The organism is Aeromonas sp. 96A (assembly GCF_051919165.1).
GTDB lineage: Bacteria > Pseudomonadota > Gammaproteobacteria > Enterobacterales > Aeromonadaceae > Aeromonas > Aeromonas veronii.
Genome location: NZ_JBQBFE010000001.1, coordinates 3,211,940 through 3,236,879, shown reverse-complemented (window position 1 = coordinate 3,236,879; position 24,940 = coordinate 3,211,940). Strand labels below are relative to the sequence as shown.

30 protein-coding genes and 1 pseudogene are annotated in these 24,940 nt (G+C 58.4%); 16 read left to right on the top strand and 15 right to left on the bottom strand.

The features are described 5' to 3' along the window. The first annotated feature begins 167 nt into the window (after positions 1-167). From ACTG2W_RS14970 to dolP, 4 genes are read left to right on the top strand one after another with little or no spacing between them, the layout of a single operon-like run. On the top strand, positions 168-1,955 hold the full coding sequence (locus ACTG2W_RS14970) for a penicillin-binding protein activator (protein WP_019444831.1): 1,788 nt from the start codon (positions 168-170) through the stop codon (positions 1,953-1,955). After that, positions 1,897-2,268, top strand: coding sequence for a YraN family protein (locus ACTG2W_RS14965; protein WP_181294948.1), 372 nt, complete (start codon positions 1,897-1,899; stop codon positions 2,266-2,268). Before ACTG2W_RS14970 ends, ACTG2W_RS14965 begins: the two co-directional genes overlap by 59 nt. A gap of 9 nt (positions 2,269-2,277) precedes the next feature. Further along, on the top strand, positions 2,278-2,868 hold the full coding sequence (locus ACTG2W_RS14960) for a D-sedoheptulose-7-phosphate isomerase (protein ID WP_005336275.1): 591 nt from the start codon (positions 2,278-2,280) through the stop codon (positions 2,866-2,868). Between the two features lie 4 nt (positions 2,869-2,872). After that, the gene (gene dolP / locus ACTG2W_RS14955) at positions 2,873-3,451 is read left to right on the top strand and encodes a division/outer membrane stress-associated lipid-binding lipoprotein (protein WP_005336277.1); all 579 of its coding nucleotides are present in this window, start codon (positions 2,873-2,875) and stop codon (positions 3,449-3,451) included. 43 nt (positions 3,452-3,494) lie between these two features. Here the strand turns inward: dolP and ACTG2W_RS14950 are convergent, their stop codons facing one another. The 8 genes from ACTG2W_RS14950 to zapE form a co-directional block, all read right to left on the bottom strand. Further along, positions 3,495-3,920, bottom strand: a complete 426-nt coding sequence (locus ACTG2W_RS14950) for a ClpXP protease specificity-enhancing factor (RefSeq protein ID WP_005336278.1) — start codon at positions 3,918-3,920, stop codon at positions 3,495-3,497. Next, positions 3,917-4,546, bottom strand: coding sequence for a stringent starvation protein SspA (gene sspA / locus ACTG2W_RS14945; RefSeq protein WP_005336279.1), 630 nt, complete (start codon positions 4,544-4,546; stop codon positions 3,917-3,919). The genes ACTG2W_RS14950 and sspA overlap by 4 nt, the downstream gene beginning before the upstream one ends. A gap of 87 nt (positions 4,547-4,633) precedes the next feature. Continuing rightward, positions 4,634-5,368: a cytochrome c1 gene (locus tag ACTG2W_RS14940; protein WP_236292531.1), complete on the bottom strand. Its 735-nt coding sequence runs from the start codon at positions 5,366-5,368 to the stop codon at positions 4,634-4,636. After that, complete coding sequence (locus ACTG2W_RS14935; RefSeq protein WP_040068842.1) at positions 5,365-6,582, bottom strand: cytochrome b; 1,218 nt, start codon at positions 6,580-6,582, stop codon at positions 5,365-5,367. The genes ACTG2W_RS14940 and ACTG2W_RS14935 overlap by 4 nt, the downstream gene beginning before the upstream one ends. A gap of 2 nt (positions 6,583-6,584) precedes the next feature. Further along, positions 6,585-7,175, bottom strand: a complete 591-nt coding sequence (petA, locus tag ACTG2W_RS14930; RefSeq protein ID WP_040068840.1) for a ubiquinol-cytochrome c reductase iron-sulfur subunit — start codon at positions 7,173-7,175, stop codon at positions 6,585-6,587. Positions 7,176-7,470: 295 nt separating this feature from the next. Further along, positions 7,471-7,863, bottom strand: coding sequence for a 30S ribosomal protein S9 (gene rpsI / locus ACTG2W_RS14925; protein WP_005336286.1), 393 nt, complete (start codon positions 7,861-7,863; stop codon positions 7,471-7,473). 15 nt (positions 7,864-7,878) lie between these two features. After that, positions 7,879-8,307: a 50S ribosomal protein L13 gene (gene rplM / locus ACTG2W_RS14920; RefSeq protein WP_005336289.1), complete on the bottom strand. Its 429-nt coding sequence runs from the start codon at positions 8,305-8,307 to the stop codon at positions 7,879-7,881. Between the two features lie 266 nt (positions 8,308-8,573). Continuing rightward, entirely contained in the window at positions 8,574-9,668 is a 1,095-nt protein-coding gene (zapE, locus tag ACTG2W_RS14915; RefSeq protein WP_440001622.1) for a cell division protein ZapE, read from the bottom strand. Positions 9,669-9,808: 140 nt separating this feature from the next. Between zapE and ACTG2W_RS14910 the strand changes: the two genes are divergently transcribed. From ACTG2W_RS14910 to degS, 3 genes are all read left to right on the top strand, one after another. Continuing rightward, positions 9,809-10,189, top strand: a complete 381-nt coding sequence (locus ACTG2W_RS14910; protein WP_005356646.1) for a YhcB family protein — start codon at positions 9,809-9,811, stop codon at positions 10,187-10,189. Between the two features lie 81 nt (positions 10,190-10,270). After that, a complete protein-coding gene (locus ACTG2W_RS14905) occupies positions 10,271-11,632 on the top strand; it encodes a Do family serine endopeptidase (RefSeq protein WP_005336295.1) in 1,362 nt (453 codons plus the stop codon). A gap of 108 nt (positions 11,633-11,740) precedes the next feature. Continuing rightward, a complete protein-coding gene (gene degS / locus ACTG2W_RS14900) occupies positions 11,741-12,865 on the top strand; it encodes an outer membrane-stress sensor serine endopeptidase DegS (protein WP_005336297.1) in 1,125 nt (374 codons plus the stop codon). Positions 12,866-13,059: 194 nt separating this feature from the next. Here degS and ACTG2W_RS14895 read toward each other — a convergent pair whose 3' ends face one another. Next, positions 13,060-13,329 carry a hypothetical protein gene (locus tag ACTG2W_RS14895; RefSeq protein ID WP_440016550.1) on the bottom strand — a complete coding sequence of 90 codons (270 nt, stop codon included), beginning with the start codon at positions 13,327-13,329 and terminating at the stop codon, positions 13,060-13,062. On the opposite strand from ACTG2W_RS14895, the pseudogene ACTG2W_RS14890 reads away from it, so the two are divergent. The 9 genes and pseudogenes from ACTG2W_RS14890 to ACTG2W_RS14850 all read left to right on the top strand — a co-directional run bounded on the left by ACTG2W_RS14890 (position 13,228) and on the right by ACTG2W_RS14850 (position 20,727). Beyond that, a pseudogene (locus tag ACTG2W_RS14890) lies at positions 13,228-13,538 on the top strand (transcriptional regulator). The gene ACTG2W_RS14895 and the pseudogene ACTG2W_RS14890 overlap by 102 nt on opposite strands. A gap of 17 nt (positions 13,539-13,555) precedes the next feature. Then, positions 13,556-13,921 (top strand): SFCGS family glycine-rich protein, encoded by a 366-nt coding sequence (locus ACTG2W_RS14885; protein WP_005355141.1) that lies wholly within the window; start codon positions 13,556-13,558, stop codon positions 13,919-13,921. Continuing rightward, a complete protein-coding gene (locus tag ACTG2W_RS14880; RefSeq protein WP_106843474.1) occupies positions 13,921-14,217 on the top strand; it encodes a DUF4312 family protein in 297 nt (98 codons plus the stop codon). The genes ACTG2W_RS14885 and ACTG2W_RS14880 overlap by 1 nt, the downstream gene beginning before the upstream one ends. A 39-nt stretch (positions 14,218-14,256) precedes the next feature. Then, entirely contained in the window at positions 14,257-15,033 is a 777-nt protein-coding gene (locus tag ACTG2W_RS14875; RefSeq protein WP_005341754.1) for a DUF4311 domain-containing protein, read from the top strand. Positions 15,034-15,044: 11 nt separating this feature from the next. Next, positions 15,045-15,695 (top strand): DUF4310 family protein, encoded by a 651-nt coding sequence (locus ACTG2W_RS14870; RefSeq protein ID WP_005355144.1) that lies wholly within the window; start codon positions 15,045-15,047, stop codon positions 15,693-15,695. 42 nt (positions 15,696-15,737) lie between these two features. Further along, positions 15,738-16,877 carry an amidohydrolase/deacetylase family metallohydrolase gene (locus tag ACTG2W_RS14865; protein ID WP_106843473.1) on the top strand — a complete coding sequence of 380 codons (1,140 nt, stop codon included), beginning with the start codon at positions 15,738-15,740 and terminating at the stop codon, positions 16,875-16,877. After that, positions 16,861-17,976, top strand: coding sequence for a DgaE family pyridoxal phosphate-dependent ammonia lyase (locus tag ACTG2W_RS14860; protein ID WP_106843472.1), 1,116 nt, complete (start codon positions 16,861-16,863; stop codon positions 17,974-17,976). Before ACTG2W_RS14865 ends, ACTG2W_RS14860 begins: the two co-directional genes overlap by 17 nt. Next, entirely contained in the window at positions 17,976-18,716 is a 741-nt protein-coding gene (dagF, locus tag ACTG2W_RS14855) for a 2-dehydro-3-deoxy-phosphogluconate aldolase (protein WP_106843471.1), read from the top strand. Before ACTG2W_RS14860 ends, dagF begins: the two co-directional genes overlap by 1 nt. 106 nt (positions 18,717-18,822) lie before the next feature. Further along, on the top strand, positions 18,823-20,727 hold the full coding sequence (locus tag ACTG2W_RS14850) for a BglG family transcription antiterminator (RefSeq protein WP_106843470.1): 1,905 nt from the start codon (positions 18,823-18,825) through the stop codon (positions 20,725-20,727). A 17-nt stretch (positions 20,728-20,744) separates the two neighbouring features. Here ACTG2W_RS14850 and npr read toward each other — a convergent pair whose 3' ends face one another. The 6 genes from npr to lptB form a co-directional block, all read right to left on the bottom strand. Next, positions 20,745-21,017 carry a PTS phosphocarrier protein NPr gene (npr, locus tag ACTG2W_RS14845; RefSeq protein ID WP_005336318.1) on the bottom strand — a complete coding sequence of 91 codons (273 nt, stop codon included), beginning with the start codon at positions 21,015-21,017 and terminating at the stop codon, positions 20,745-20,747. A gap of 20 nt (positions 21,018-21,037) precedes the next feature. Beyond that, positions 21,038-21,904: an RNase adapter RapZ gene (gene rapZ / locus ACTG2W_RS14840; protein WP_021231839.1), complete on the bottom strand. Its 867-nt coding sequence runs from the start codon at positions 21,902-21,904 to the stop codon at positions 21,038-21,040. Between the two features lie 45 nt (positions 21,905-21,949). Beyond that, on the bottom strand, positions 21,950-22,396 hold the full coding sequence (gene ptsN / locus ACTG2W_RS14835; protein ID WP_005336322.1) for a PTS IIA-like nitrogen regulatory protein PtsN: 447 nt from the start codon (positions 22,394-22,396) through the stop codon (positions 21,950-21,952). Between the two features lie 2 nt (positions 22,397-22,398). Next, positions 22,399-22,686, bottom strand: coding sequence for a ribosome hibernation promoting factor (hpf, locus tag ACTG2W_RS14830; RefSeq protein WP_005336323.1), 288 nt, complete (start codon positions 22,684-22,686; stop codon positions 22,399-22,401). 20 nt (positions 22,687-22,706) lie between these two features. Next, entirely contained in the window at positions 22,707-24,146 is a 1,440-nt protein-coding gene (locus ACTG2W_RS14825; RefSeq protein ID WP_005336331.1) for an RNA polymerase factor sigma-54, read from the bottom strand. Positions 24,147-24,211: 65 nt separating this feature from the next. Then, on the bottom strand, positions 24,212-24,937 hold the full coding sequence (gene lptB / locus ACTG2W_RS14820; RefSeq protein ID WP_005336333.1) for an LPS export ABC transporter ATP-binding protein: 726 nt from the start codon (positions 24,935-24,937) through the stop codon (positions 24,212-24,214). Positions 24,938-24,940 lie beyond the last annotated feature (3 nt).

Here is a 24,940-nt window from a genome sequence, read left to right as displayed (position 1 = left end):
CATATTGGCCCGTTTACACTATGGGGAACTTCAACACTGGTCGGGGAATGAACTTGAACCGGGTTACAAAGCAGCTAAGTGTATCACGACTCTTCGGCATCATACTCGCGGCAGTACTGCTCGCCGCCTGTGCGTCGGAGCCCAATCAACCGTCAGGGCAGTCAGGCATGCCCTCTGCGTTCTCCAATCTGACCAAGAATGCCCAGTGGTATCTTGAGCAGGTGGATCCCGCCAAGCCGGCCGAGGCCTTTACCTGGCAGATGCTGGCGGCACGCAGCTATCTGGCGCTGGGCCAGGCCAAACCGGCCTCGGCGCTGTTCCAGCAATTGCAGAAGCAGGCCAAGGACCCCGCCCAGAAGGCACAGTTGCAACTGTTGCAAGCCCATCTGTTGCTGGCACAAGGCCACGCCAATCAGGCGCTGATCCTGCTGGAAGGCAAACCCGAGGTGGTGCTGGATGCCGATACCCAGAAGGATTGGTATCGCCAGCGCGTGGTGCTACAGCTCGACATCAACAACAAATTTGGCGCAGCCAAGTCGTTGATTGCACTGGAGCCCTACCTCAATCAGAGCGAGCAGGCGACCAACCATCAGCAAATCTGGTCGTTGCTCAAAAGCATGACCCCCTCCACCCTGCAAGCACTGGAAGAGGCTCCGGCCCCTGATGTGACCACCGGCTGGTTGCGACTGGCGGCACTGGTCAACGAGTTTGGCGCCCAGCCGAACCTGCTGGCCCGCCAGCTGGCAGGCTGGAAGCGTGACTTCCCCAACCATCCGGCCCAGAAAGATATGCCGGCAGGATTGGGCGATCTGGCGGCCACTGCCAGCACCTCGGTGCAACAGATCGCTGTGCTGCTGCCCCTCTCAGGCAATCTGGAACCGCAGGGCGCCGCCATCCGTAACGGTATGCTGATGTCTTATAAGGAAAATCAGGGGCAATTCACCCTGAACTTCTACGACACCCAGAGCAAGTCGACCGGCGACCTTTATAAGCAGGCGATTCAGGAAGGGGCAGACATGATCATCGGCCCGCTGCTGAAAGACAGGGTCGAGGAGCTGCTCAAGGCCAATCCGACCGTGCCGGTACTGGCGCTCAACGAGCTGGACAAGCCGGTCGTCAACGACACCACCTACTACTTCTCCCTCTCTGCCGCCGCAGATGCCGCGCAGGCAGCCCAGTACCTCTACACCCAGGGCTACCGCAAACCGCTGCTGATCGCCGCTCAGGGGCGGATCGGTTACAGCAGTATCAAGGCGTTCGAGCAGAGCTGGGCCACCCTGAGCCAGGATAAGCCGGTCGTTGCCACCTTTGGTGCCCGTAACGAAGTGCAGGGGATGGTCAAGAATGCCCTGAGCGGCCGCTCTACCGCCCGAGCTGGTGAAGTGGTGCAACTCTCTGATGCCGCACCGCGCAGCATCGATGCCGTTTATGTGGTGGCCAACAGCCTGGAAACCCGGATGATCAAGCCCTACGTAGATGTCTCGGTCAATCCGATGGGCAGCCTGCCCATCTACACCAGCTCCCGCGGCTACGACAGCGCAGCCACCGAGGTCGCCTCCGAGCTCAACGGCATGCATATCGCCGATATGCCGCTGCTGCTGGGCGGCTACGAGAAACAGCGCGAGCAGATCGCCCTGCTCTGGCCGCAGACCCAGGGTGACCTACTGCGTTTGTTTGCCATGGGCTACGATGCCGTCAGCCTGGCTGAGAACCTGCAGCAGATGCGCAAGGTAGGTGGCATGCAGCAGGCCGGCATGAGCGGTCAGCTGAGCGTGGATGCCCAGGGTAATATCGTGCGGATGCTGAGCTGGGGTACTTACCAGAACGGCAAACTGGTCGACGAGAACGCCGTTCAGCAGCTGGAGGAGCCCTCCAATGAAGGAACTATGGAAACGGATGCGCCAGCAGTTGCCGAGCCTGTTCCCCTCACCAACGAGCAAGGGACAGCACTTTGAACAAGTCGCTGAACGCTGGTTGCAGGCTAGGGGCCTGCAACCGGTAGCTCGCAACTACCGCTGTCGTGGCGGTGAAATAGATCTCATCATGCACCAGGGCCCGACCCTGGTGTTTGTTGAGGTGCGCTACCGGGCCACCGGCAGCCATGGCGGGGCCGCCAGCTCGGTCACCCGCAGCAAACAGCACAAGATCATGCTGGCAGCGCGCCACTATTTGAAGCAACATGCCATCAACGAGGCCAATCAGGCCTGCCGATTCGATGTAATTGCGTTCGAGGGCGACCAGCCAGCCTGGATCCAGAACGCATTTTAAGAGGACCCTATGACTGACCGCATCAAAGAGAACTACACCGAAAGCATCCAGACCAAGATAGCCGCCGCCGAGGCGCTGCCGGATGCCATCCATACTGCAGCCCAGATGATCACCATCTGCCTGCTCAATGGCCACAAGGTGCTGGCATGCGGTAACGGTCCTTCTGCCGCACTCGCGCAACTGTTCATCTCCGAGCTGGTCAACTGCTACGAGACCCAGCGCCCCTCCCTGCCCGGCATGGCCCTGACCCCGGACATGGCGACCATCAGCGCCATCGCCACCGATCACGGTTTTGAAGAGGTCTACGCCAAGCAGATCCGCGCGCTGGGCCAGCCTGGCGACATTCTGGTGGTCATCACCACCTCCGGCCACAGCCGCAGCCTGATCAAGGCCGCCGAGGCTGCCCTCTCCCGTGACATGACCATAGTTGTGCTGAGCGGGGGGGACGGTGGCGAAATGGCAGGTCTGCTCGGCCCGAACGATGTGGAGATCCGTGTTCCCTCCGCCCGTCGCCCTCGCATTCTGGAAGTGAACCTGTTGACCCTGCACTGCCTGTGTGATCTCATCGACCAGACACTTTTCCCGCAACAGGAAGATTGAAACCATGAAAAAGCACACTATCCTGCTCGGTCTGCTGGTTAGCACCCTGCTGCTGCAAGGCTGCGCAGCCCTGGTTGTTGGCGGCGCCGCAGGGACTGCCAAGGCCTCTGGCGATCGCCGAACCCTGGGCGCGCAGTGGGATGACCAGACCATCGAGTTGAAAGCGGCCAATCTGCTGGCCGACAACAAACCCCTAAGTGCAGCCAGCAAGATCAGCGTCTACAGCAACAATGGCCGCGTACTGCTGGTCGGACAGACACCTTCTGACGTTTACAAGATTGAGGCGGGCAAAATTGTCAGTCGCATCGAAGGGGTTCGCCACGTCTACAACGAATTGCGCATCGGCCAACCTGCCAGTTTCACCACTCGCAGCAATGACTCCTGGATCACCTCCAAGGTGAAAGCCGACATGTTCGGCACCAAGAATTTCGACAGCACCAAGGTCAAGGTGGTCACCGAGAACGGCGAGGTGTTCCTGATTGGTCTGGTGACTCGCCAAGAGGGAGAGCAGGCAGTCAACATCGCCCGCCATGTCACCGGCGTGAAGCGCGTGATCAAGGCCTTCGAGTTCGCCCAGAACTAAGCTCGACCACACATAAAAAAACGCAGCCAATCGGCTGCGTTTTTTATTTGATCACCTTCAGGGTCGGACGACCGCTTGGACGCGGCGGTTCCGGCTCAGGCTCCACCGGCGCTTCAGCCTGCTCCAGCCAGATATCGTAACCCGGCTCAGGCGGGAACATGGTGCCCACGCCGTTCTCCCGGGCATGGATAGCCAGCACTGCCGCCATCGGGATGTAAACCTGCTGGGAGACCCCGCCAAAACGGGCACTGAAGCTGATAGCCTCGTTATCCATGTGAAATTGCATCACGGCTCGGGGCGCGATATTCAGCACAATTTGCCCGTCCTGAGCAAACTGCATCGGCACCATCACATGGGGAATGTTGACGTTGACCACCAGATGAGGGGTCAGATCGTTGTCCAGCAACCAGTCAAAGAACGCCCGTAACAAGTACGGGCGGCTCGGTGTCATTGTCGGTTCCATGCTCATACGCCAGCACGGATCTCGCGTTCGGCTTCGGTCAGGGAAGCCTGGAAGGACTCACGTTCGAACAGACGAACCATGTAGGCCTTCAGCTCTTTGGCGCCACGACCGGTCAGGTCGATGCCAAGGCTCGGCAGACGCCACAGCAGCGGTGCCATGTAGCAATCCACCAGACCGAACTCTTCGCTCATGAAATAGGGCATTTCACCGAAGATCGGCGCGATGGCCAGCAGGTTGTCACGCAGTTCGTTGCGTGCCGCTTCAGCATCGGTACCGGCCATGATCTTGTCGGCCAGGGAGTACCAGTCCAGCTCGATGCGGTGCATCATCAGACGGCTGTTACCGCGGGCAACCGGGTAAACAGGCATCAGGGGCGGATGCGGGAAGCGCTCATCCAGATACTCCATGATGATGCGCGAGGTGTAGAGCGCCAGCTCACGATCAACCAGGGTCGGTACAGAGTTGTAGGGGTTCAGCTCGGCCAGCTCATCCGGCAGATTGGCTGGATCAACCTGGCAGATATCCACGCTAACACCCTTCTCCGCCAGGACAATACGCACCTGATGGCTGAACATATCGTTGGCACCGGAAAACAGCGTCATTACCGAACGCTTATTGGCAGCTACAGCCATTGAACCCTCCCGTCATTAAAAAGCAGAAACGGCAATGAAGCATCTTGGTCTTCATTGCCGTGCATTATATTACCCGTATCTGGTCGCTTAGTGAACGTCGCGCCAGAATTCCTTCTTCAACAGCACAGTGAAGATGAAGAAGATCACGATGAAACCAAGCACCCAGAAGCCCATGCGTTCACGCTCCTGTTGTACCGGTTCAGCCGAGTAGACCAAGAAGTTTACCAGATCCAGTACCGTCTGATCATACTCTTCGTCATCCATTTCACCATTACCGTCAGATTTGATGCTGACAACCTGCTGGGTCTCGACTCCATCGACCGTGTGAGTGACGAACTCGGCACGGGGGGTTCCCTGCAACGGTTCCAACACATGAGGCATGCCCACAGACGGGAACACCACATTATTCACCCCAAACGGACGAGTCGGATCCACGTAAAAAGAACGCAGATAGGTGTAAATCCAGTCCGCACCACGTACCCGGGCAACCAGAGTCAGATCCGGAGGGGGAGCACCAAACCACTTGGCGGCATCCTTCTCGGACATGGCGATCTTCATCAGATCACCCACTTTGGCGCCAGTGAAGATGAGGTTCTCCTTCATCAGCTCCTCGGGGATCTCCAGATCGGCAGCAACCCGGTTGTAGCGTTGATACTGGGTAGAGTGGCAGCCTGCACAATAGTTCATGAAGGTGGCAGCTCCACGTTGCAGGGATGCCTTGTCGCTCAGATCATAATTGGCTTTGTCCAGATGCACGGCCCCAGCATTGGCAAACACCAGTGATGGCAGCAGGGTCAGCACTGCAAATATTATTTTTTTCATTTAAATGTAACCCTCTCCGGCAGCGGCTTGGTGCGTTCGTTTTTGCTGTAGAAGAACAACAGCACGAAGAAACCGAAATAACCCAAGGTACAAATCTGGGCAACCAGCGTCAGGGTCGGCGTCGACGGCAGTACACCCAGCACCCCCAGGATGATAAAGCAGACCACGAACTGGGCGATGTTAAGCTTGTGTAGCTTGCTGCGATAGCGAACAGAACGCACCTTGCAGCGATCCAGCCAAGGCAGCAGGAACAACACCACAATAGAGAGGCCCATCATGATGACGCCAAGCAGCTTGTCAGGTACCGCACGCAGAATCGCGTAGAAGGGGGTGAAGTACCACACAGGCGCGATGTGAGCAGGAGTCTTCAGGCCGTTGGCCACTTCAAAGTTCGGCTTCTCGAGGAAGTAACCCCACATATCCGGCTTGAAGAAAATGATGGCGCAGAAGAAGAACAGGAAGCCCGCCACACCGATCATGTCCTTGACGGTGAAATAAGGGTGGAACGCCACCGCATCCAGCGGCCAGCCGTTCTCGTCCTTGTGCTTCTTGATGTCGATACCGTCCGGGTTGTTGGAGCCCACTTCGTGCAGCGCCAGAATGTGCATGGCAACCAGCATCACCAGCACCAGCGGCAACGCGATGACGTGCAGCGCGAAGAAGCGGTTAAGGGTCGCACCGGAAATCACGTAGTCACCGCGGATCCACAGGGTCAGATCGTCACCGATGACCGGAATGGCGCCAAACAGCGAGATGATGACCTGAGCACCCCAGAATGACATCTGGCCCCAGGGCAGCAAGTAGCCCATAAAGGCTTCCGCCATCAGCACCAGGAAGATCAGCATGCCGAAGATCCACAGCAGCTCACGAGGCTTCTGATAAGAGCCATAGATCATGCCGCGGAACATGTGCATATAGACCACGATGAAGAATGCAGACGCACCGGTTGAGTGCATGTAACGCAGCAGCCAGCCGTACTCCACATCGCGCATGATGTACTCCACGGAGGCAAACGCACCTTCCGCAGAGGGGTTGTAGTTCATGGTCAACCAGATACCGGTGATGATCTGGTTAACCAGCACCAGCATGGCCAGCGAGCCGAAGAAGTACCAGAAGTTCAGGTTCTTCGGTGCCGGATACTTGGCCATGTGGTCGTTGTACATGGCCGTGAGCGGGAATCGATAATCGATCCAGCCCATCAGTTTACTCAACATGGTCAGGCCTCCTTGCCATCGGCACCGACCAGGATGGTGGTGTCATTAATGAATTGATAGGGCGGAATGACCAGGTTCAGCGGTGCAGGCACCCCCTGGAACACACGGCCGGCCATGTCGAACTTGGAGCCATGGCACGGGCAGAAGAAGCCGGACGTAACGCCCTGCACCTGCTCGCCAAAGCTGTCAGGCAGATAGGAAGGTGAACACCCCAAGTGGGTGCAAATACCGACCGCGACAAAAATCTCGGGCTTGATCGATCTGTACCCGTTATGGGCATAGTCAGGCTGCTGCGGCTCTTCAGATGAGGGATCCCGCAGCTTGTCATCATGCGCGGCCAAGGCATCCAGCGTCTGTTTGGTGCGTTTCACCACCCAGACAGGCTTGCCTCGCCACTCGACACGGATGAGCTGACCCGGTTCCAACTTGCTGATATCGACTTCCACCGGCGCACCGGCTGCTTTGGCCTTGGCGCTCGGATTCCATGACTTTATAAACGGCACTGCGGTAAACGCAGCTCCTACCCCACCAACGGCAACCGTTGACCAGGTAAGAAATCTGCGGCGACCGGTATCAACTGGCGCATTGCTCATCCAAAAACTCTCCCATGTGGACTCCGCACATTCTTATAGTGTCCCTGTTCCCCATTTTTCCCGTGACAACAGCGGCGGAAGCTGGATTTACAATTGCCACAGAAAACAGGGGAAATTTTAAAGAAAAGATAACAACTTGACAAGAAAGAGCGGTGAGCAATGAAAACAATAAAGAAACAATTTTTTGTCTTTTGTGACGCGTGGTTAGCATTGATGTCGGTAATATTACCAATAAAAAAAGCCTGGCAACCGCCAGGCTTTTTTGACACTCGAAAGAGTGAGTACCAAAAGCGAATTAACGCTTGGAGTACTGCGGACGCTTACGAGCTTTGTGCAGACCAACTTTCTTACGCTCAACCTTACGGGCATCACGAGTAACAAAGCCAGCTTTACGCAGTTCGGAACGCAGGGTTTCGTCGTACTGCATCAGAGCACGAGTGATACCGTGGCGGATCGCACCAGCTTGACCGGAGATGCCACCACCGTTAACGGTGATGTACAGATCCAGTTTCTCGGTCATCTCAACCAGTTCCAGCGGCTGACGAACTACCATGCGGGCAGTCGGACGGCCGAAGTACTGCTCCAGGGAGCGCTGGTTGATTACGATCTTGCCGCTACCCGCTTTGATAAATACGCGAGCAGTGGAGCTTTTGCGACGGCCGGTACCGTAGTATTGATTTTCTGCCATGTTGCCAGTTCCCGATTAGATATCCAGTACTTGAGGTTGCTGAGCAGCATGAGCATGCTCGGCGCCTGCGTAAACTTTCAGTTTACGGAACATGGCACGGCCCAGAGGACCTTTCGGCAGCATGCCTTTGACGGCTGCTTCGATTACCATTTCCGGTTTACGCTGAATCAGCTTGTCGAAGCTGATTGACTTGATACCACCCGGGAAACCGGAGTGAGCGTGGTACATTTTGTCGGTAAATTTCTTACCGGTTACGTGTACCTTCTCAGCGTTTACAACGATGATGTAATCACCGGTGTCAACGTGCGGAGTGTACTCAGCTTTGTGCTTACCACGCAGACGAGCAGCGATCTCGGTTGCGATACGACCCAGAGTTTTACCTTCTGCGTCCACAATGTACCAGTCACGTTTTACGGTTTCTGGCTTGGCAACGAAAGTTTTCATTAAGTTAAACCCAATTACCTGTTACAGACCCAATTGCTTATGGGGGCTCTCCCACAAACAACAAACGATGGCCTACCTGTACCCCTTCGAATACAAGTAAAGCTTAAAGTGTTGCTGTCTTATCGACAGCTGTAACGTGGGCCGGGCGATTATAAGTGAAGTTGCCTTAAATATCACCTGCTAATTTCACTGCCATGAAACCAGCAAATGTCGCCCGGCCCTACCTGCCGCAGATGCCCATCCGACTGGCAGGCGCGGTATTGTGACTAAGGAAGGTGCACTCTGGCAAGGTATTCGTGCGATTGCATTTCCTGAAGCCGTGAAAGACAGCGTTTGAATTCGAAATTCAGCAGCCCTTCGCCGTAGAGTTCTGCCATGGGAACCGCCGCCGACATGATGAGCTTGACGTGCCGTTCATAAAACTCATCGACCATGGCAATGAAGCGGCGAGCCGCGTCATCCGTGCCTGTGCCCATTGGCTGCACATTGGCCAGCAGAACGGTATGGAACAGCCTGGCCAGCTCGATATAGTCGTTCTGGGAGCGGGGAGTACAGCAAAGTTGCTCAAACTCCATGTAGAGCACCCCTTCCCCCATCCCGAGCGACGCCAGCTGACGATGATTGACCTCGAACGTCCCCTCGCAAGCCGTGTGCCCACCGGTTAATTGCTGAAAATAGTGGTCAAGATTGGCTTTTGCCTGCAAGTCCAGCGGGCAGTGATAAATCTCGGCTTGTTCCAGCGTACGCAGGCGATAGTCGATACCGCCATCCACGTTAAGTACCTCGCAATGGCGCTCGATAAGCTCGATAGCAGGCAGAAAACGGGCTCGCTGCAGCCCGTTGCGATAAAGATCCTGCGGCGGAATATTTGAAGTGGCGACCAGCACGACACCGTGACCAAACAGCTCCTGAAACAGCGTGCCCAGCAACATGGCATCGGTGATGTCGGAGACAAAAAATTCGTCGAAACAGATGATGTCTGTCTCGCTGGCAAGCTTGCTGGCCACCAGCTTGAGGGGATCGGATTGCCCGCTCAGCCCCTGCAGTTCATCGTGAATGCGGTGCATGAAGCGGTGGAAATGGCTGCGCATCTTGCGCGTCCCAGGCAGGCTGTCGAAAAAAGTATCCATCAGCCAGGTCTTGCCTCGGCCCACTCCGCCCCACATATAGATACCGAGGACGGGCTCCGGCGGCTTGGGCTTTTGCAGCCAACCCAGCAACCCTCGAGATCTGGTCGGAGTCGGGCGCCGTAGCAAATCCTGATACAGTCGCTCCAGCCTGCTAATGGCCATCCCCTGCGCGGGGTCGGCCACAAAGCCGGGGCGCAGCAGATCCTGCTGGTATTTTTGCTGCGGTGTCATCCTTGAGCGCCTCTCCAAGTCCCTGAATCGAGGACAAAATGGTATCACGGCCTCAGGACGCACGGTATAGTGCCATCAAGGCATGGCGGTTATGACGACCGCATAAACCCACTCTGTTTTAGCTGTAACAAGGAGCATCTATGAGTCTGTTAACTGGGATCCTGCTGGCTGTCGCGGCCTTGATTATCGGTATCGTTCTCGGCCGTTTTTCGGTGCGTAGCCGCGATGCTGGCCGTCTGGAACAGGAACTGAAGAAGGCCCACAAGGAGCTCGAGAGTTATCAGGGCCAGATCAACACCCACTTCGCCGACAGTGCCGCCCTGATGGAGCAACTGGCCGAGCAGTATCAGACCCTCTATCGCCACATGGCCGAGCAGAGCAAATTCCTGGCCAAGGCGCAGGAACCGCTGTTCCGCGAGTCATTGGTAGAAGAAGCCCCTGCCAATGTGGCAGAAGAGCCGGGCGTTCCGCCTCGCGACTATGCTGGCGCCTCTTCCGGACTGCTCAAGCAACCAAACTAGTTCCTCGCGGAACTAATTGACCAGTCCCGTGGTCTGACCTTGACGATTGCAATGCAACTTTTTCTGGGAGCTGTTTTTCATATGCGTAAACCTCTTTCCATGCTCAGTGTGCTAGCCCTCAGTGTCGGTATCGCCATGTCTGCGGCCCCTGCTCAGGCTGCACTGCCTTCCCTGTTAGGTTCAAATCAGGAGATGCCAAGCCTGGCGCCTGTTCTCGAACAGGTCACCCCGGCGGTGGTCAATATCTCGGTTTCTGGCAAAAAAATTACCCGTCAGCGTCTGCCGGAACAGTTCAAGTTCTTCTTCGGCCCCAACATGCCCGATGAACAGGTGAGCGAGCAGCCATTCCAGGCGCTCGGCTCCGGTGTCATCGTCGATGCCAAGAAGGGTTACGTGATCACCAACGCCCACGTGGTTCACGAGGCGGACGAGATCAAGGTCAACCTGAAGGATGGTCGTGAATATGCGGCCAAGAAGATTGGTGAAGACAAGCAGTCCGACATCGCCCTGCTGCAAATCAAGGCCGAGGACCTGGTACAGATCAAGTTCGCCGACTCCGACGAGCTGCGGGTAGGTGACTATGCGCTGGCCATCGGCAACCCGTTTGGTCTGGGCCAGACCGTCACCTCCGGTATTGTCAGTGCGCTGGGTCGCAGCGGCCTCAACATCGAGAATCTGGAGAACTTCATCCAGACCGATGCGGCCATCAACTCCGGTAACTCCGGCGGTGCCCTGCTCAACCTGCGTGGCGAGCTGATCGGTATCAACACCGCGATTCTGGGCCCGAACGGCGGCAACATCGGCATCGGCTTTGCCATCCCCTCCAACATGGTGCGGGATCTGACCGAACAGATCGTCAAGTACGGTGAAGTGCGTCGCGGCCAGCTGGGTATTACCGGCACCGAGCTTACCTCAGACATCGCCAAAACCTTCGGCTACAACAAGAAGGATGGTGCCTTTGTCAATCAGGTCATGCCTGATTCGGCGGCCGACAAGGCGGGCATCAAGGCCGGCGATATCATCGTCAGCATCGATGGCAAACCGGTTCGCTCCTTCGGCGAGCTGCGTGCCAAGATCGCTACCATGGGCGCTGGCAAGCAGGTCGAGCTGGGACTGATCCGCGATGGCAAATCACAAACTGCCAAGGTGACCCTGAAACAGGCCGATGACAGCGAAGTACGCGCCAGTGCGCTGCATCCGGCACTGGAAGGGGCCAAGCTGAGCACCACCACCGACCCGGTCTCCGGTGTCGCTGTGGCCGATATTGATCCTCGCTCTCCGGCAGCCGCTTCCGGTCTGCAGAAGGGTGACATCATCATCGGGGTCAACCGCCTGCGCATCAACACCCTGGGCGAGCTGACCAAGGCGCTCAAGAACAAACCTGACGTGCTGGCGCTCAACATCCAGCGCGGCGACTCCTCGCTCTATCTGGTGATCCGCTAACGCTCAAGTTGTTCGCCCCCCCTCCATCACCCGCGGCCTTCACCGCGGGTGATTTTTATCCATCGATAGTGTTATTCTCTGCGCGCAGCCTGTACGGATGAGAATGACATGAAAATCCCCCCTTTAGTCAGTTACTTGGGCAAGTCTGTCGGTTTTGGATTGACCGTCGCGGCGCTGCTGTTGCTGCTGTTTCCCCATTTTCGCGGTGGTGCCCAACTGCCCGGCATCATCACCAATGCCCGTGAACTGAGTTTCTCCTATGCCGCCCATCGGGCAGGCCCTGCCGTCGTCAACATCTACACCCGCAGCTTTGCCCCCAATCAGGGCAATCAGGGGGAACTGCGCCCACAAGGGCTGGGTTCTGGCGTCATCATGAATCAGCGCGGCTATGTACTGACCAACTACCACGTCATCGCCGATGCCGACCAGATCATCGTCGCGTTGCAGGATGGTCGGGTCTTCAGTGCCGAGCTGGTCGGAACCGATCAGCTCACCGACCTCGCCGTGCTCTATATCGAGTCAGACAACCTGCCGGTGATCCCGCAGGATCCCGAGCGACTGCCAGAAGTGGGGGATGTGGTGCTCGCCATCGGCAATCCCTACAACGTCGGCCAGACCATCACCCAGGGCATTATCAGCGCGACCGGCCGTACCGGCCTCTCCAGCATGGGGCCCGACAGCAATGGCCGTCAGGATCTGCTGCAGACCGATGCCGCCATCAACGAGGGCAACTCGGGGGGAGCACTGGTCAACGGCCGTGGCGATCTGGTGGGTATCAACACCGCCACCTATCACCTCAACGGCAATCAGGAGAGCTACGGCATCAGCTTCGCCATCCCCTACCGGCTGGCAAAACGGATCATGGATGAGCTGATCGCCAACGGCCGGGTGATCCGCGGCTACCTCGGGATCTCCAGTGTCGAGATCAACCCCATAGTCGCGCGGATGATGAACCTCGGCGACCTGCGTGGTCTGGTGGTGGAGAGTCTGGATCCCAACGGACCGGCGGCCAAAGGCGGCCTGCAGCGAGGGGATGTACTGCTCAAGATCAACGGAGAGGCCATCAGTGGCGTACGCAGCGCCATGGACAAGATTGTCGAGAGCCGCCCCGGCACCAAGCTGACCATCTCGGTATTCCGCTCCGGCAAGCCGCTGGAAGTGGTGGTCACTATAGAGGAAGACCTGCGCTATCAGCAGAGAACGGCCAGCTCGAGCGCCGCATCGGCCAGCTAGCGTCACTCCTTGTTATGAGAAGGGCGGGAAACCGCCCTTTTCCATATCTGTCCCCTCGGCTACGTCTCTTATCGTGAGATGACTCACAGTTTCCCGCAACGCTTGCCCTGCTCCCGCCCCCCGATTTGTGCGCTACCGATCACACAAAACCAGCTTCAATAAGCACTCTTTTTACCTTTTCAGTATCCAAACGATCACTTCGGGGCCATTTCCTCAGGAATTTCCGCTTCGAATCGGAAAAACGCTGCCTCCTCCACATCGACGCGCAGGCTTAGGGTAACGCCATACCTTCTGCCAGCCTTGGAGAGCAGACATTGCAAACAGAGACTCACGACCAGACCCTGACCCCGAACAGCCCGGAGTTGCTGCGCCAGACCGATCATATCCTCGCGCGCATTTATCCCATGCTGGCCGAACAGGGCATCATCCCCAACGAGGTGCAACGGCAGATGCTGGCCTCCCATGTCAAAGCCATGGTGTGGCGCTCCCACAGCGGCGAGCCCCTGCCAGAAGTTGACCTCAGCCTGTTTGAAGAGATCTCCCCCTCTCACTGCGTCTCGCCGAACAGGTCGTCAGCTGGCTGGATCAGCTTGCTTATGAGGAGGCACACCTCTTGTCCGTCCATTTTGAAGTCGCCAAAGAAAACGAACTCAGCTCGGTGCAGAACCCGTAACTCAAGGAGAAATCGATATGACAGCCATCAAACTCGTGATTGGAGACCGTCTCGGCAAGGGTCAGAAAGTGGGCGCAGGCGCGGAAGCAGCCGGAGCCAACGTGACCATCATCCCAGGCATGGCCGCTGACATGAAGCTCGGCGACGTGATGAACAAAGAGCAGGCGGATCTCGGCATCTCCTTCTGCGGCAGCGGCGGCGCCGGGGCGATCACCGCCCAGACCAAATACGGCTACAAGTGCCGCTACGGCATGCGCTCTGTTGAAGAGGGCGTCACCGCCATCAACGAAGGGTGCGTGGTGCTGGGCTTCGGTTTCATGGACAAGGAAGAGCTGGGCCAGAAGCTGGTCGAAGCCTTCGCCAAGAAGCACGGACGCGCCTGATGAAAGAGAACTTCACCACCCAGGTCATCGTCAACGGCAAGGGGACGACCCGCCAGCAGGCGTTTGCCTCCGCCCTCAGCCAGGTGCAACCCACACTGCTCAAGGACAACCAGCAGGTACTGCTGCGTATTGAGCCGGTCGATGTACAGGTGCTCAAAGCCGAGGAGTCGGTCCGGGTGGAGAAGTTCCTGTTCTTCTTCCTGCCGCGCCAGCGCCGCGAATACCGCGTCCAGCTGGAGATCAAGGTTCAGGTCACCAGTCTGGATGTCGCCAAGGTGGCGTTCACCCAGGTGTGATGCCTGCGCAGGCACAACCCCACAAGAAGGATACGTTGGATGTTTCTAATCATTTTTATCAAGTCACTCATCATTGGCGGCCTGGTTGGCGTCGGGGTGGGGGCCGGCGCGGCGCGGATGTTCCACGCCCCGACCGTACAGGGCATGGGTGCCTTCCGCACTCTGGGCGAACTTAACTCCTGCGAGGGGGATCCCGCTTCCCACTTCTCGTTTGGTCTGGGCTTCTTCTTCAACGCCTGGGCCTCTACTGTGGCGGCAGGCGCCTTCACCCAGGATGTGGATCACCGCATCATCCCGCACTGGGCCACAGCGGCACTGCTGTTCAAAAATCGGGATCTCGCCACCACCCTGCACGACCCGAAAAAGATGGCCATCGCCGGCGGCATCATAGGTGCCATCGTGGTTGCCTTCCTCAACAGCACGGCCGCAGCCGTCCCGGCCGCCCTGCAGGTCACTGCGGTCAAGGTGCTGGTACCGGCCGCCAACCTGCTGGTCAACACCGTCATGCCGGTGATCTTCTGGCTGGCCGCCATCGAAGCGGGCAAGAAATCCGGTTTCTGGGCCACCATCTTCGGCGGTCTGGCCCAGCTCATCATGGGCAACGCGGTACCGGGTCTGGTGCTCGGCATCCTGATCGGCAAAGGCGTGGAAGAGAGCGGTTGGAACCACGTCACCAAGGTGATGATGGCAGCCATCGTCCTGCTGTTCGTGCTGAGCGGCTTCTTCCGTGGCTTCGACATGAAACTGATTGAATCCTTCCATATGGGTGTTCCCCTGTGGCTGGAAAACGTCCATAACCTGCTGAGCGGCAAATAAGGGGTCACACCATGGATGAGAAACTGAAAAACAACTTCTGGTATGCCGACTGGTCATTCCCCATCTTCGTCGGCCTGCTCTCGGCCGGGGTCTTTGCCGGTACCCACATGTTCTATCTGTACGGGGTCGGTGCCTTCAACGAGGTAGCCTTCGTCGCCATGCTGAAAGCCGGGATGGACACGGGCGCCTATGGCGCAGTGGCGGCCTTCGGTGCCAGCTTCCTGTTTGCCCGCATCATCGAGGGCTCCCTGGTGGGGATCCTGGATATCGGCGGTGCCATCCAGACCGGGGTTGGCCTCGGTGTGCCAGCCCTGCTGCTGGGGGCCGGCATCGTCTATCCGGTGGAGAACTTCGGTGCCTCGCTGGCAACAGGCATGGGGATTGGTCTGGCCATCGGCTACGTCATCATTCTGGCGCGCAAGTTCACCATCAACCAGAGCAACTCCACTTATGGTGCTGACGTGATGATGGGTGCTGGCAACAGCTCTGGCCGCTTCCTCGGCCCCCTCATCATCCTCTCCGCCATGGGCGCCTCCATTCCCATCGGTATCGGTTCCCTGCTGGGTGCGCTGCTGTTCTACGTGTGGGGCAAGCCCATCACCGGCGGTGCCATTCTGGGAGCCATGCTGCTGGGTACCTTCTTCCCGGTCGCCCTTGTGTAAGTACCAGCCGCCCTGCGGGGCGGCTCGCCAGAGGTTCTCAGCATGTACGACATCATCATCAAAGCGGGGCGCCAGGGAGATGGCCAGCTCGTCGATATCGCCATCAGGGAGGGCAAAATCGCCGCCATCGGCTCCCTGCCGGGGACGGCAGCGGCGCGGCAGATCCTGGATCTCGGCGGCCAGGTGCATGTGAGCGCAGGCTGGATCGACGGCCACACCCACTGCTACCCCGCCTCCCCTATCTATCACGATGAGCCGGACAAGGTCGGGGTCGAATCAGGCGTCACCACCGTCATCGACGCCGGCAGCACCGGGGCCGACGATGTGGATGACTTCCAGCAGATCGCTGCGGGCTGCAAGACCCGGGTACATGCCCTGCTCAACATCTCCCGTATCGGTCTGCTGCGCCAGAACGAGCTGGCGGATAGCCGGGACCTCGATATGGATCTCGCCTCGGCAGCCATTCGCCGCCACCCCGACTTTATTGTCGGCATCAAGGCGCGGATGAGCGGCAGCGTGGTCGGAGAAAACGGTCTGCAACCGCTGCGCATGGCCAAGGCGCTGCAACAGACCCACGGCCAGCTACCGCTGATGGTGCACGTGGGTAACACACCGCCGGATCTGGACGAGATCGTCGCCCTGCTGGGGGATGGCGATCTGCTGACCCACTGCTTCAACGGCAAACCGAACCGCATCCTGACTCCGGCTGGCGAGCTGCGGGTCGCGGTGCGCGAGGCGATGAAACGGGGCCTGTTGCTCGACATCGGCCACGGCGGCGCCAGCTTCAGCTTCGAGGTGGCGGAGCTGGCTATCCGACAGGGGATCCTGCCCCGCACCATCAGCTCCGACATCTACTGCAAGAACCGCATCAAGGGGCCGGTCTACAGTCTGGCTCACGTGATGTCGAAGTTTCTCGCCATCGGCATGACGCTGGAGCAGGTGCTCGCCTGCGTCACCCATCAAGCGGCCGATGCCCTACGCCTTTCCGGCAAGGGGCGGCTCGAGGTGGGCGCCGATGCCGATCTGACCCTGTTCGAGGTCACCAGCGGCCCGGCCCTGTTTATGGATACCGAAGCCCAGTCCCGCAGCGGTGACCAACAACTGCAGCCTCTCGCCGCCCTGGTCGGTGGCGAACTGGTTCTGACTCACTATGGGAAATCACACCATGCCTTCTGTTTATGAGAAATATCAGCTCAAACCTGTGATCAACGCCTCCGGGCGCATGACCATTCTCGGCGTCTCCACCCCCGAGCAGGAGGTGGTCGATGCGGTCAATTTTGGCCTGGGCCACTACTTCGAGGTCAAGGATCTGGTCAACAAGACCGGCGCCTATCTGGCTGGTTTACTGGATGTGGAAGATGCGGTGGTGGTCTCCTGTGCCAGCGCCGGCATCGCCCAGTCAGTCGCCGCCATGATAGTGCGCGGCGATCCCTACCGCCTCGAGCAACTGCATGCCCACCCTCATGACGTGCCGAGCGAAATCGTGCTGCCCAAGGGGCACAACGTCAACTTTGGCGCCCCCGTCGGTACCATGGTCAATCTGGGTGGCGGCAAGGTAGTGGAAGCCGGTTACGCCAACGAGTGCTCCCCCGCCCAACTGGCCGCTGCCATCAATGCCAACACCGCTGCGATCCTCTATATCAAGTCCCACCACTGCGTGCAGAAGAGCATTCTGTCGGTGGCAGAGGCCGCCGAGGTCGCCAAGGCCCACGGGCTCCCGCTCATTGTCGATGCGGCTGCCGAAGAGGATCTGCGCCTCTACTACAACCAGGGTGCTGACCTGGTCATCTACAGCGGCGCCAAGGCCATTGAAGGGCCCACCAGCGGGCTGGTGCTCGGCAAGCGTCAGTACGTAGAGTGGGTCAAACAGCAGGCCAATGGCATCGGTCGCGCCATGAAGGTGGGCAAGGAGGGTATCCTCGGCCTGACCCACGCCATCGAGCGCTATCTGGCCAAAGAGAAAGAGAGCGGCGCCGCCATGGTCGCCAAGATGAGCCCCTTCATCGAGCGCCTCAACCAGCTGCCCGGCGTCACCGCCCAGGTGGCATGGGACAGCGCAGGACGCGACATTGCCCGCACCGATATCGCGTTTGACCACCAGCAGATCGGCATGACCACAGTGCAGGTCGTCACCCGTCTGCAACAGGGCACGCCTGCCATCTACTGTCGTGGCTACAAGGCCAACGAGGGGCACATCGAGATCGATGTGCGCAGCGTCACCGTGCCCCAGCTCGACCAAATCCACTCCGCCATTGCCAACCTCGTTCAGGAGAATCGCTGATGTCCCTTACCCCCAACTACTACCGTGATCGGGTCTGTCTCAACGTGCTGGCAGGTTCCAAAGAGAATGCCGTAGAGGTGTACGACGCAGCCGAAGGCCACGTGCTGGTCGGTGTGCTCTCCAAAAACTACCCGGATATTCCCTCCGCAGTTGCCGATATGAAGGAGTACGCCAAGCTTATCGACAACGCCCTCTCCATCGGGCTGGGCGCCGGCGATCCGCGCCAATCCGCCATGGTGGCCGAGCTGGCCTGCCAGCTGCAGCCCCAGCACGTCAATCAGGTGTTCACCGGTGTCGGCGCCAGCCGGGCGCTGCTCGGCCAATCAAAAACGCTGGTGAATGGGCTGATCTCCCCTACCGGCATGCCGGGCATGGTAAAGATCTCCACCGGTCCACTCAGCGCCGGGCAGCGGGATGGCATAGTGCCCATCGATACCGCCATTGCCTTGCTCAAAGACATGGGCGGCAGCTCGGTCAAATTCTTCCCCATGGGGGGGCTGGCCTGCCGCGACGAGTATCAGGCAGTGGCCGAGGCTTGTGCCCGCAACAACTTCTGGCTGGAGCCCACCGGCGGCATCGATCTGGAGAACTTCGAGGAGATAGTGCGGATTGCGCTGGACGCCGGAGTCGAGAAGGTGATCCCGCACGTCTACAGCTCCATCATCGACAGCGCGAGCGGGCACACTCGCCCCGAGGATGTGCGGGCTCTGCTGGCCATAGTGAAACGACTGTTGGCCTGATGGCAGTCACGGCACCGGTTCAATCACTGACCGGTGCCTGGCTTGTTGATGACCCACTTGTTAACATCGACCCTTTATCTCGCAACAGGAGTCTTGCATACCCCCTATGATCAAGCTGCCACACCCCAGGCTCCATCAACTGCTGATCCAGCTCCATGCCGAACCACTGCCACAGGAGGAGCTGGCTCGTCGCCTCAATGTATCCTCCCGAACGGTGCGCACCGATGTGGCGACCCTCAACGAACTGATTGCCACCCACGGCGCCCACCTGATCCACCAGCGTGGCAGCGGCTACCAGCTGAAAATCTACAATCAGGGACTGTTCGACGCCCTGCTGGCGGCCCAGGGTCAGGATAGCGGCCTGCCACGCACCAGCCGGGAGCGGGTGCTGCACCTGCAGATCCTGCTATTGACGGCAGAGCAGGGGATCAAGCTCGATGAGCTGGCTGATACCTGGTATCTGAGCCGGGCGGCACTGCAGGGGGATATGGCGGAAGTCCGTGAACAGCTCAGCCACTTCAGGCTCAGCGTTGAGAGCAAACCCCGCCTGGGGATGCGCATTCAGGGGGAGGAGACGGCGATCCGTGCCTGTTTGACCCAACTGCTCTATCAGGAGTTGCTGCACAACAACCAGTTGCAAACCCTGTTGCCCAACCTTTGCCCCAGCAAGACGATGGAGGTAGTGGGCAATCACATCCATGCCCAGCTTGCCCGACATCAGCTGCGTCTCGCTGACGAGAGCCTGCAGCAGCTCGCCATCTACTGCGCCGTTGCCCTGCTGCGTCAGGCATCCGGTCACGAGTTGCGCCACTTCGCCAGCGAGGATCTGACTCTGCCGCTGCTGGCAGTATCTCGCGATATATATGCGGTATTGCCCACCCTGACGCCCCCCGTAGAGGACGAGATCGCCGGTCTCGCTATCCAAATCCAGGCGCGCCTGATTGCCGATACTCCCCAGCTCAGCCCTGCCATGGCCGCCGAGAGCGAACAGCTGGTGGAACATCTGCTGACCTACATTCATCAACACTACCCTTACGACCTGCGAGGCGACCAACAGCTGCGGGCCGACCTGCAAACCCATATCAGCGCCATGCTGCTACGGGTCAAATACCAGATTGGCAACCACAACCCGCTGGCCGATCACATCAAGCAGTACTACCCCCTCGCCTACGACATCACGCTGGCGGCCATTTCGGAGTGGTTCAAGCAGACCCCCTACCGATTGACCCACCACGAGATCGGCTATCTGGTGATCCATATCGGGGTCGGGTTGGAGCGCCATTACGACATCGGCTATACCCGCCGCCCGCAGGCGCTATTGCTTTGCGATGCAGGTAACGCCACCTTCCGGGTACTGGAAGCACGCATCAAGCGGGAGTATCCCCAGTTGCAGCTGACCACGCTGGAGTCGGTGCGGGATTACGAAGGGCTGGCGCAGATCGCGCAGGACTTTGTCATCAGTACCGTCAAGGTGAACGAAAAAAACGCTCCCGTGGTACTCGTTGCCCCCTTCCCGACCCAATACCAGCTGGAGCAGCTTGGCAAGCTGGTGCTGATCGACCGCACCCGTCCCTACATGCTCGACAAATATTTTGAGGCCGACCACTTCATGGTGGTCAAAGAACCCCTTACCCAGGCCGATCTGTTTGCCCGTATCTGTGATCAGCTGGAAGCGGAAGATCTGGTGGAGAGCGGCTTCAGAGCCTCACTGCAGGAGCGGGAGCGGATCGTCTCCACCATGCTGGGAGAAGGGATCGCCCTGCCCCACTCCCTCGGTCTGCTGGCGCGCCGCACTCTGGTTTACACTGTGCTGGCCCCGCAGGGGATCGACTGGGGCAACGGAGAAATCGCGACGCTCATCTTCGTGCTGGCCATCAGCAAGGCCGACTACGAGGAGGCGATGGGTCTCTACGACCTGTTTCTAGCACTGATGAACGAAAAAGCCAGCAGGAATCTGCTGGCTTGTCGGGATTTTGCCAGCTTCAAAGCGCTGGCGCGTACCGGTTCATAACATATAACGAGGAGTGACTACTCCTCGTTGAAGCCGGAGGTGAACAGCTCCACCACGGCGGCCAGGGCCTCGACCTCTTCGGGGCCCTCAACCTGTACTTCCACCTGCCGCCCTTGCGCGGAATCCAGCATCAGCAGGCCGATGATGCTGTCAGCATCGGCCTCCACACCATCTTCATTGCGCAGCAGCACGTGGGCATCGAAACCCTGCACCAGCTCGAACAGCATCATGGCTGGTCTGGCATGAATACCCAGCTTGTTTTTCACTTCAACCGAGGCGGAAACAGTCATCGGGTCGTCCTATTGGTCCGTCAGGATTGGGGAGCACTCTTGTCGAGAGTGCGGTGGCGGATCTGCACGTTCTTGCCAAGCAAACGGAATGCACTGGCCAGCCGTTCTGCAATAAAGACCGAGCGGTGCTGACCGCCGGTGCAACCGATGCCGACCGTGAGGTAGCTGCGATTGTTGCGCTCCAGATGGGGCAACCAGGTCACCAGCATGTTCTCGATCTGCTGGGTAAACAGCATCACGTCAGCCTGCGCCGAGAGGTAGTTGGCGACCGGCTCATCCTTGCCAGTGAACGGCTTGAGCTCGGGGATCCAGTGCGGGTTGGGCAGGAAGCGGGCATCGAACACAAAGTCGGCATCCTTGGGAATGCCGTACTTGAAACCGAACGACTCGAACACCAGCACCAGCTCGTTCTCTTTCTTGCCGAGTACCCGGGTCTTGATGAGCTCGCTCAGGTCATGAATGCTGAGGGTGGTGGTGTCGATGCGCAGGTCAGCGGTCGAGGAGATGGGCGCCAGCAGGTGGGTCTCCTCCCGAATCGCCTCATCCAGCGACAGCTTGTTGCGTGAGAGGGGGTGCAAGCGGCGGCTCTCGCCATAGCGCTTGAGCAGGGTGCCGTTGTCGGCGTCGAAGAAGAAGCTGGAGAACTCAACCCGCCCCTCATTGCGCACCTGAGCCAGCAGATTTTCCAGTTTCTCCGGATCGCTCGGCAGGTTGCGCACATCGATACTGACCGCCAGCTTGTCATACTGGCTCTCCACCGAGACAATCAGCTGGGGCAGCAGATTGACCGGCAGGTTGTCCACACAGTAGTAACCCAGATCTTCCAGCACTCGCAGGGCTACCGTTTTACCGGAGCCCGAACGTCCACTTACCACGATTAACTGCATCTTGTTCCCTCACGCCAAAACGGGTGTCTCATCCTTGGCCTGCTGTCAGGCCGAGGTCATGATCTGATAGAGCTCTTCGTCGCTGGTTGCCTGACGCAACTGGCGGCAAACCGCCTTGTCACCCAGCTTGGAAGCCATCAGAGAAAGGGTCTTGAGATGCTGCTTGCACTCGCTTTCCGGCACCAGCAAGGCAAACAGCAGGTCAACCGGTTGATTGTCGATGGAGTCGAAAGGAATAGGGTCGGCAAAGGTCATCAGGATCGCGGTTGGCGGGAACTCATCGTCAATGCGACCGTGGGGGATCGCAATACCGGCACCGATCCCGGTACTACCCATTTTTTCGCGGGCCAGCAAGCATTCAAACAGCGCCTGACGGGAGGTGCCAAGGCGTTCGGCGGCCAGCTCGCTGATGATTTCGAGGGCGCGTTTCTTGCTGGTACAAGGGACTGCACTCTTGGTGCAGTCCCGACTCAGTATGTGTTCAAGTTGCATGGTTATTTTTTATTTAACTTATCTTTGTGCTTGATGATCTGCCTGTCCAGCTTGTCGAGCAAGGTGTCTATCGCAGCATACATATCGGCATGTTCAGAGTTGGCAAACACTTCGCCACCGCTGACGTGCAATTTGGCTTCCGCTATCTGGTTCAGTTTTTCCACGCTAAGCACCACATGAACATTGTTGATGTGGTCGAAGTGACGCTCGAGTTTGGCAAATTTGTTATTCACATAATCACGCAGAGCTTCGGTGATCTCGACATGGTGTCCGGTCAGGTTAATTTGCATAACATCATCCTTTTGTTTGCCTAAACCAGGCGTTTGCGCTGATTGGAAGGTGGGATAAACAAGGATTCGCGATACTTAGCGATCGTGCGTCTCGCCACCATAATACCCTGTTCGGCCAGCAAATCCGCGATCTTGCTATCACTTAACGGCTTGGCAGGATTCTCTGCCGTGACCAGCTTCTTGATGAGCGCGCGAATTGCGGTCGATGAGCACTCTCCTCCTCCTTCGGTGTTCACATGGCTGGAGAAAAAAAACTTCAATTCGAAGATACCACGGGGGGTATGCATGTACTTCTGGGTCGTCACCCGGGAGATGGTCGACTCATGCATCTCTACCGCTTCGGCGATGTCATTGAGCACCATCGGCTTCATCGCCTCTTCACCATACTCGAAAAAGCCCTGTTGCTGCTCGACAATGCAACTAGCCACTTTCAGCAGGGTGTCATTGCGACTTTCCAGGCTCTTGATGAACCACTTGGCTTCCTGCAAATGGGAGCGGATAAACTGGGTGTCGGTGCTGCTGCGGGCGTTGCGGGCCATGGCGGCATAGGTCTCGTTGACCCGGATGCGAGGGGCGGAGTCGGGATTGAGCTCGACCACCCACTTGCTGCCCTTCTTGACCACGGAGACGTCGGGGATCACGTACTGGGAGTCGCTCTGGATGATGCCGTTGCCGGGGCGCGGCTCCAGCAGCTGGATCAGATCCAGCACCTCCTTGAGGTCGCTCTCCTTGAGTTTTGTCTTGCGGGCGAGGGTGCGGTAATCCCGGTTGCCGAGCAGCTCCATGTGCTCGAGGATCACCTCCTTGGCCTCGTTGAGCCAGGGGGTCTGCGGGTCATACTGATCCAGCTGGATCAGCAAACACTCCTGCACAGAACGGGCAGCAATGCCGACCGGATCGAAGTGCTGCACCCGCTTGAGTACCGCCTCTACCTCATCGAGCTCCACCTCTACGTCATCGCTGGTGACGGCAGCCTGGATATCCTCCAGCGCAACGGTCAGATAACCGGATTCGTCGATAGCATCGATGATGGCGAGCGCGATGGCGGCATCCACATCGCTAAACGGTGTGAGCCGCATCTGCCACAGCAGATAATCCTGCAGGTTTTCGGTGGTCTCTCCCTGATAGACGCTATCTTCCCCATCGTGGATGGGGCCCGCGCTCTGGGCGGTGCCGGCAGAGTAAACCTCGTCCCAGGTGGTATCCACCGGCAACTCGTCCGGCATCTGCTCCTGAGCCATGGCATCGCTGGAATCCAGCTGGCTGGCATCGACCGGCGCTTCCGGACTGGTCTCTTGCGCCTCGCTCTCTTCCTGCTCCAGCAGAGGGTTGTTTTCGAGCGCTTGCTGAATTTCCTGCTGAAGTTCCAGAGTGGAGAGCTGGAGCAGACGAATCGCTTGTTGTAATTGCGGCGTCATGGTCAGGGACTGACCGAGACGCAACTGTAATGTCGGCTTCATCTACGTCGGGATATCCTTATGTTCAGCGAGGCACTCGTCAAAGGAAATGAAGGCATGCCCCCTTACTATAGACTGAATTGATCGCCCAAATAGACGCGCTTGACCTGCTCATCGGCAAGGATGTCAGCCGGTGCACCTTCGGCAATCATCTTGCCGTGGCTGACGATATAGGCCTTCTCACATACGTCCAGAGTCTCTCTGACGTTATGGTCGGTAATCAAGACGCCAAGGCCTCTATCTTTCAGATGCTGAATGATCTTCTTGATGTCTATCACAGAAATCGGGTCAACCCCTGCAAAGGGTTCATCCAGCAGAATAAAACGCGGCTCGGCCGCCAGCGCACGGGCGATCTCGACCCGACGGCGTTCACCGCCGGAGAGGCTCTGACCCAAGTTGTCGCGAATGTGGGTGATGTTGAACTCTTCCAGCAGTTGCTGAACCTTGTCCTCACGCTCCTCGCGACTCAACCCCTTGCGGGTCTGCATCACGCCCATCAGGTTGTCGAACACCGACAGGCGACGGAAGATGGAGGCCTCCTGCGGCAGGTAACCGATGCCGTTACGCGCCCGCACATGCATGGGCTGCAGGCTGATGTCCTGATCGTCGATGGTGATGAGACCGGCATCGCGCTGCACCAGCCCCACGATCATGTAGAAGGAGGTGGTCTTGCCCGCCCCGTTGGGGCCGAGCAGGCCGACAATCTGGCCGGTGCCCACTTCAAGGCTGACGTCACTCACCACCATGCGGCGCTTGTAGCTCTTCTGCAGGCCCACTGCTTTTAACACTGCCATGGC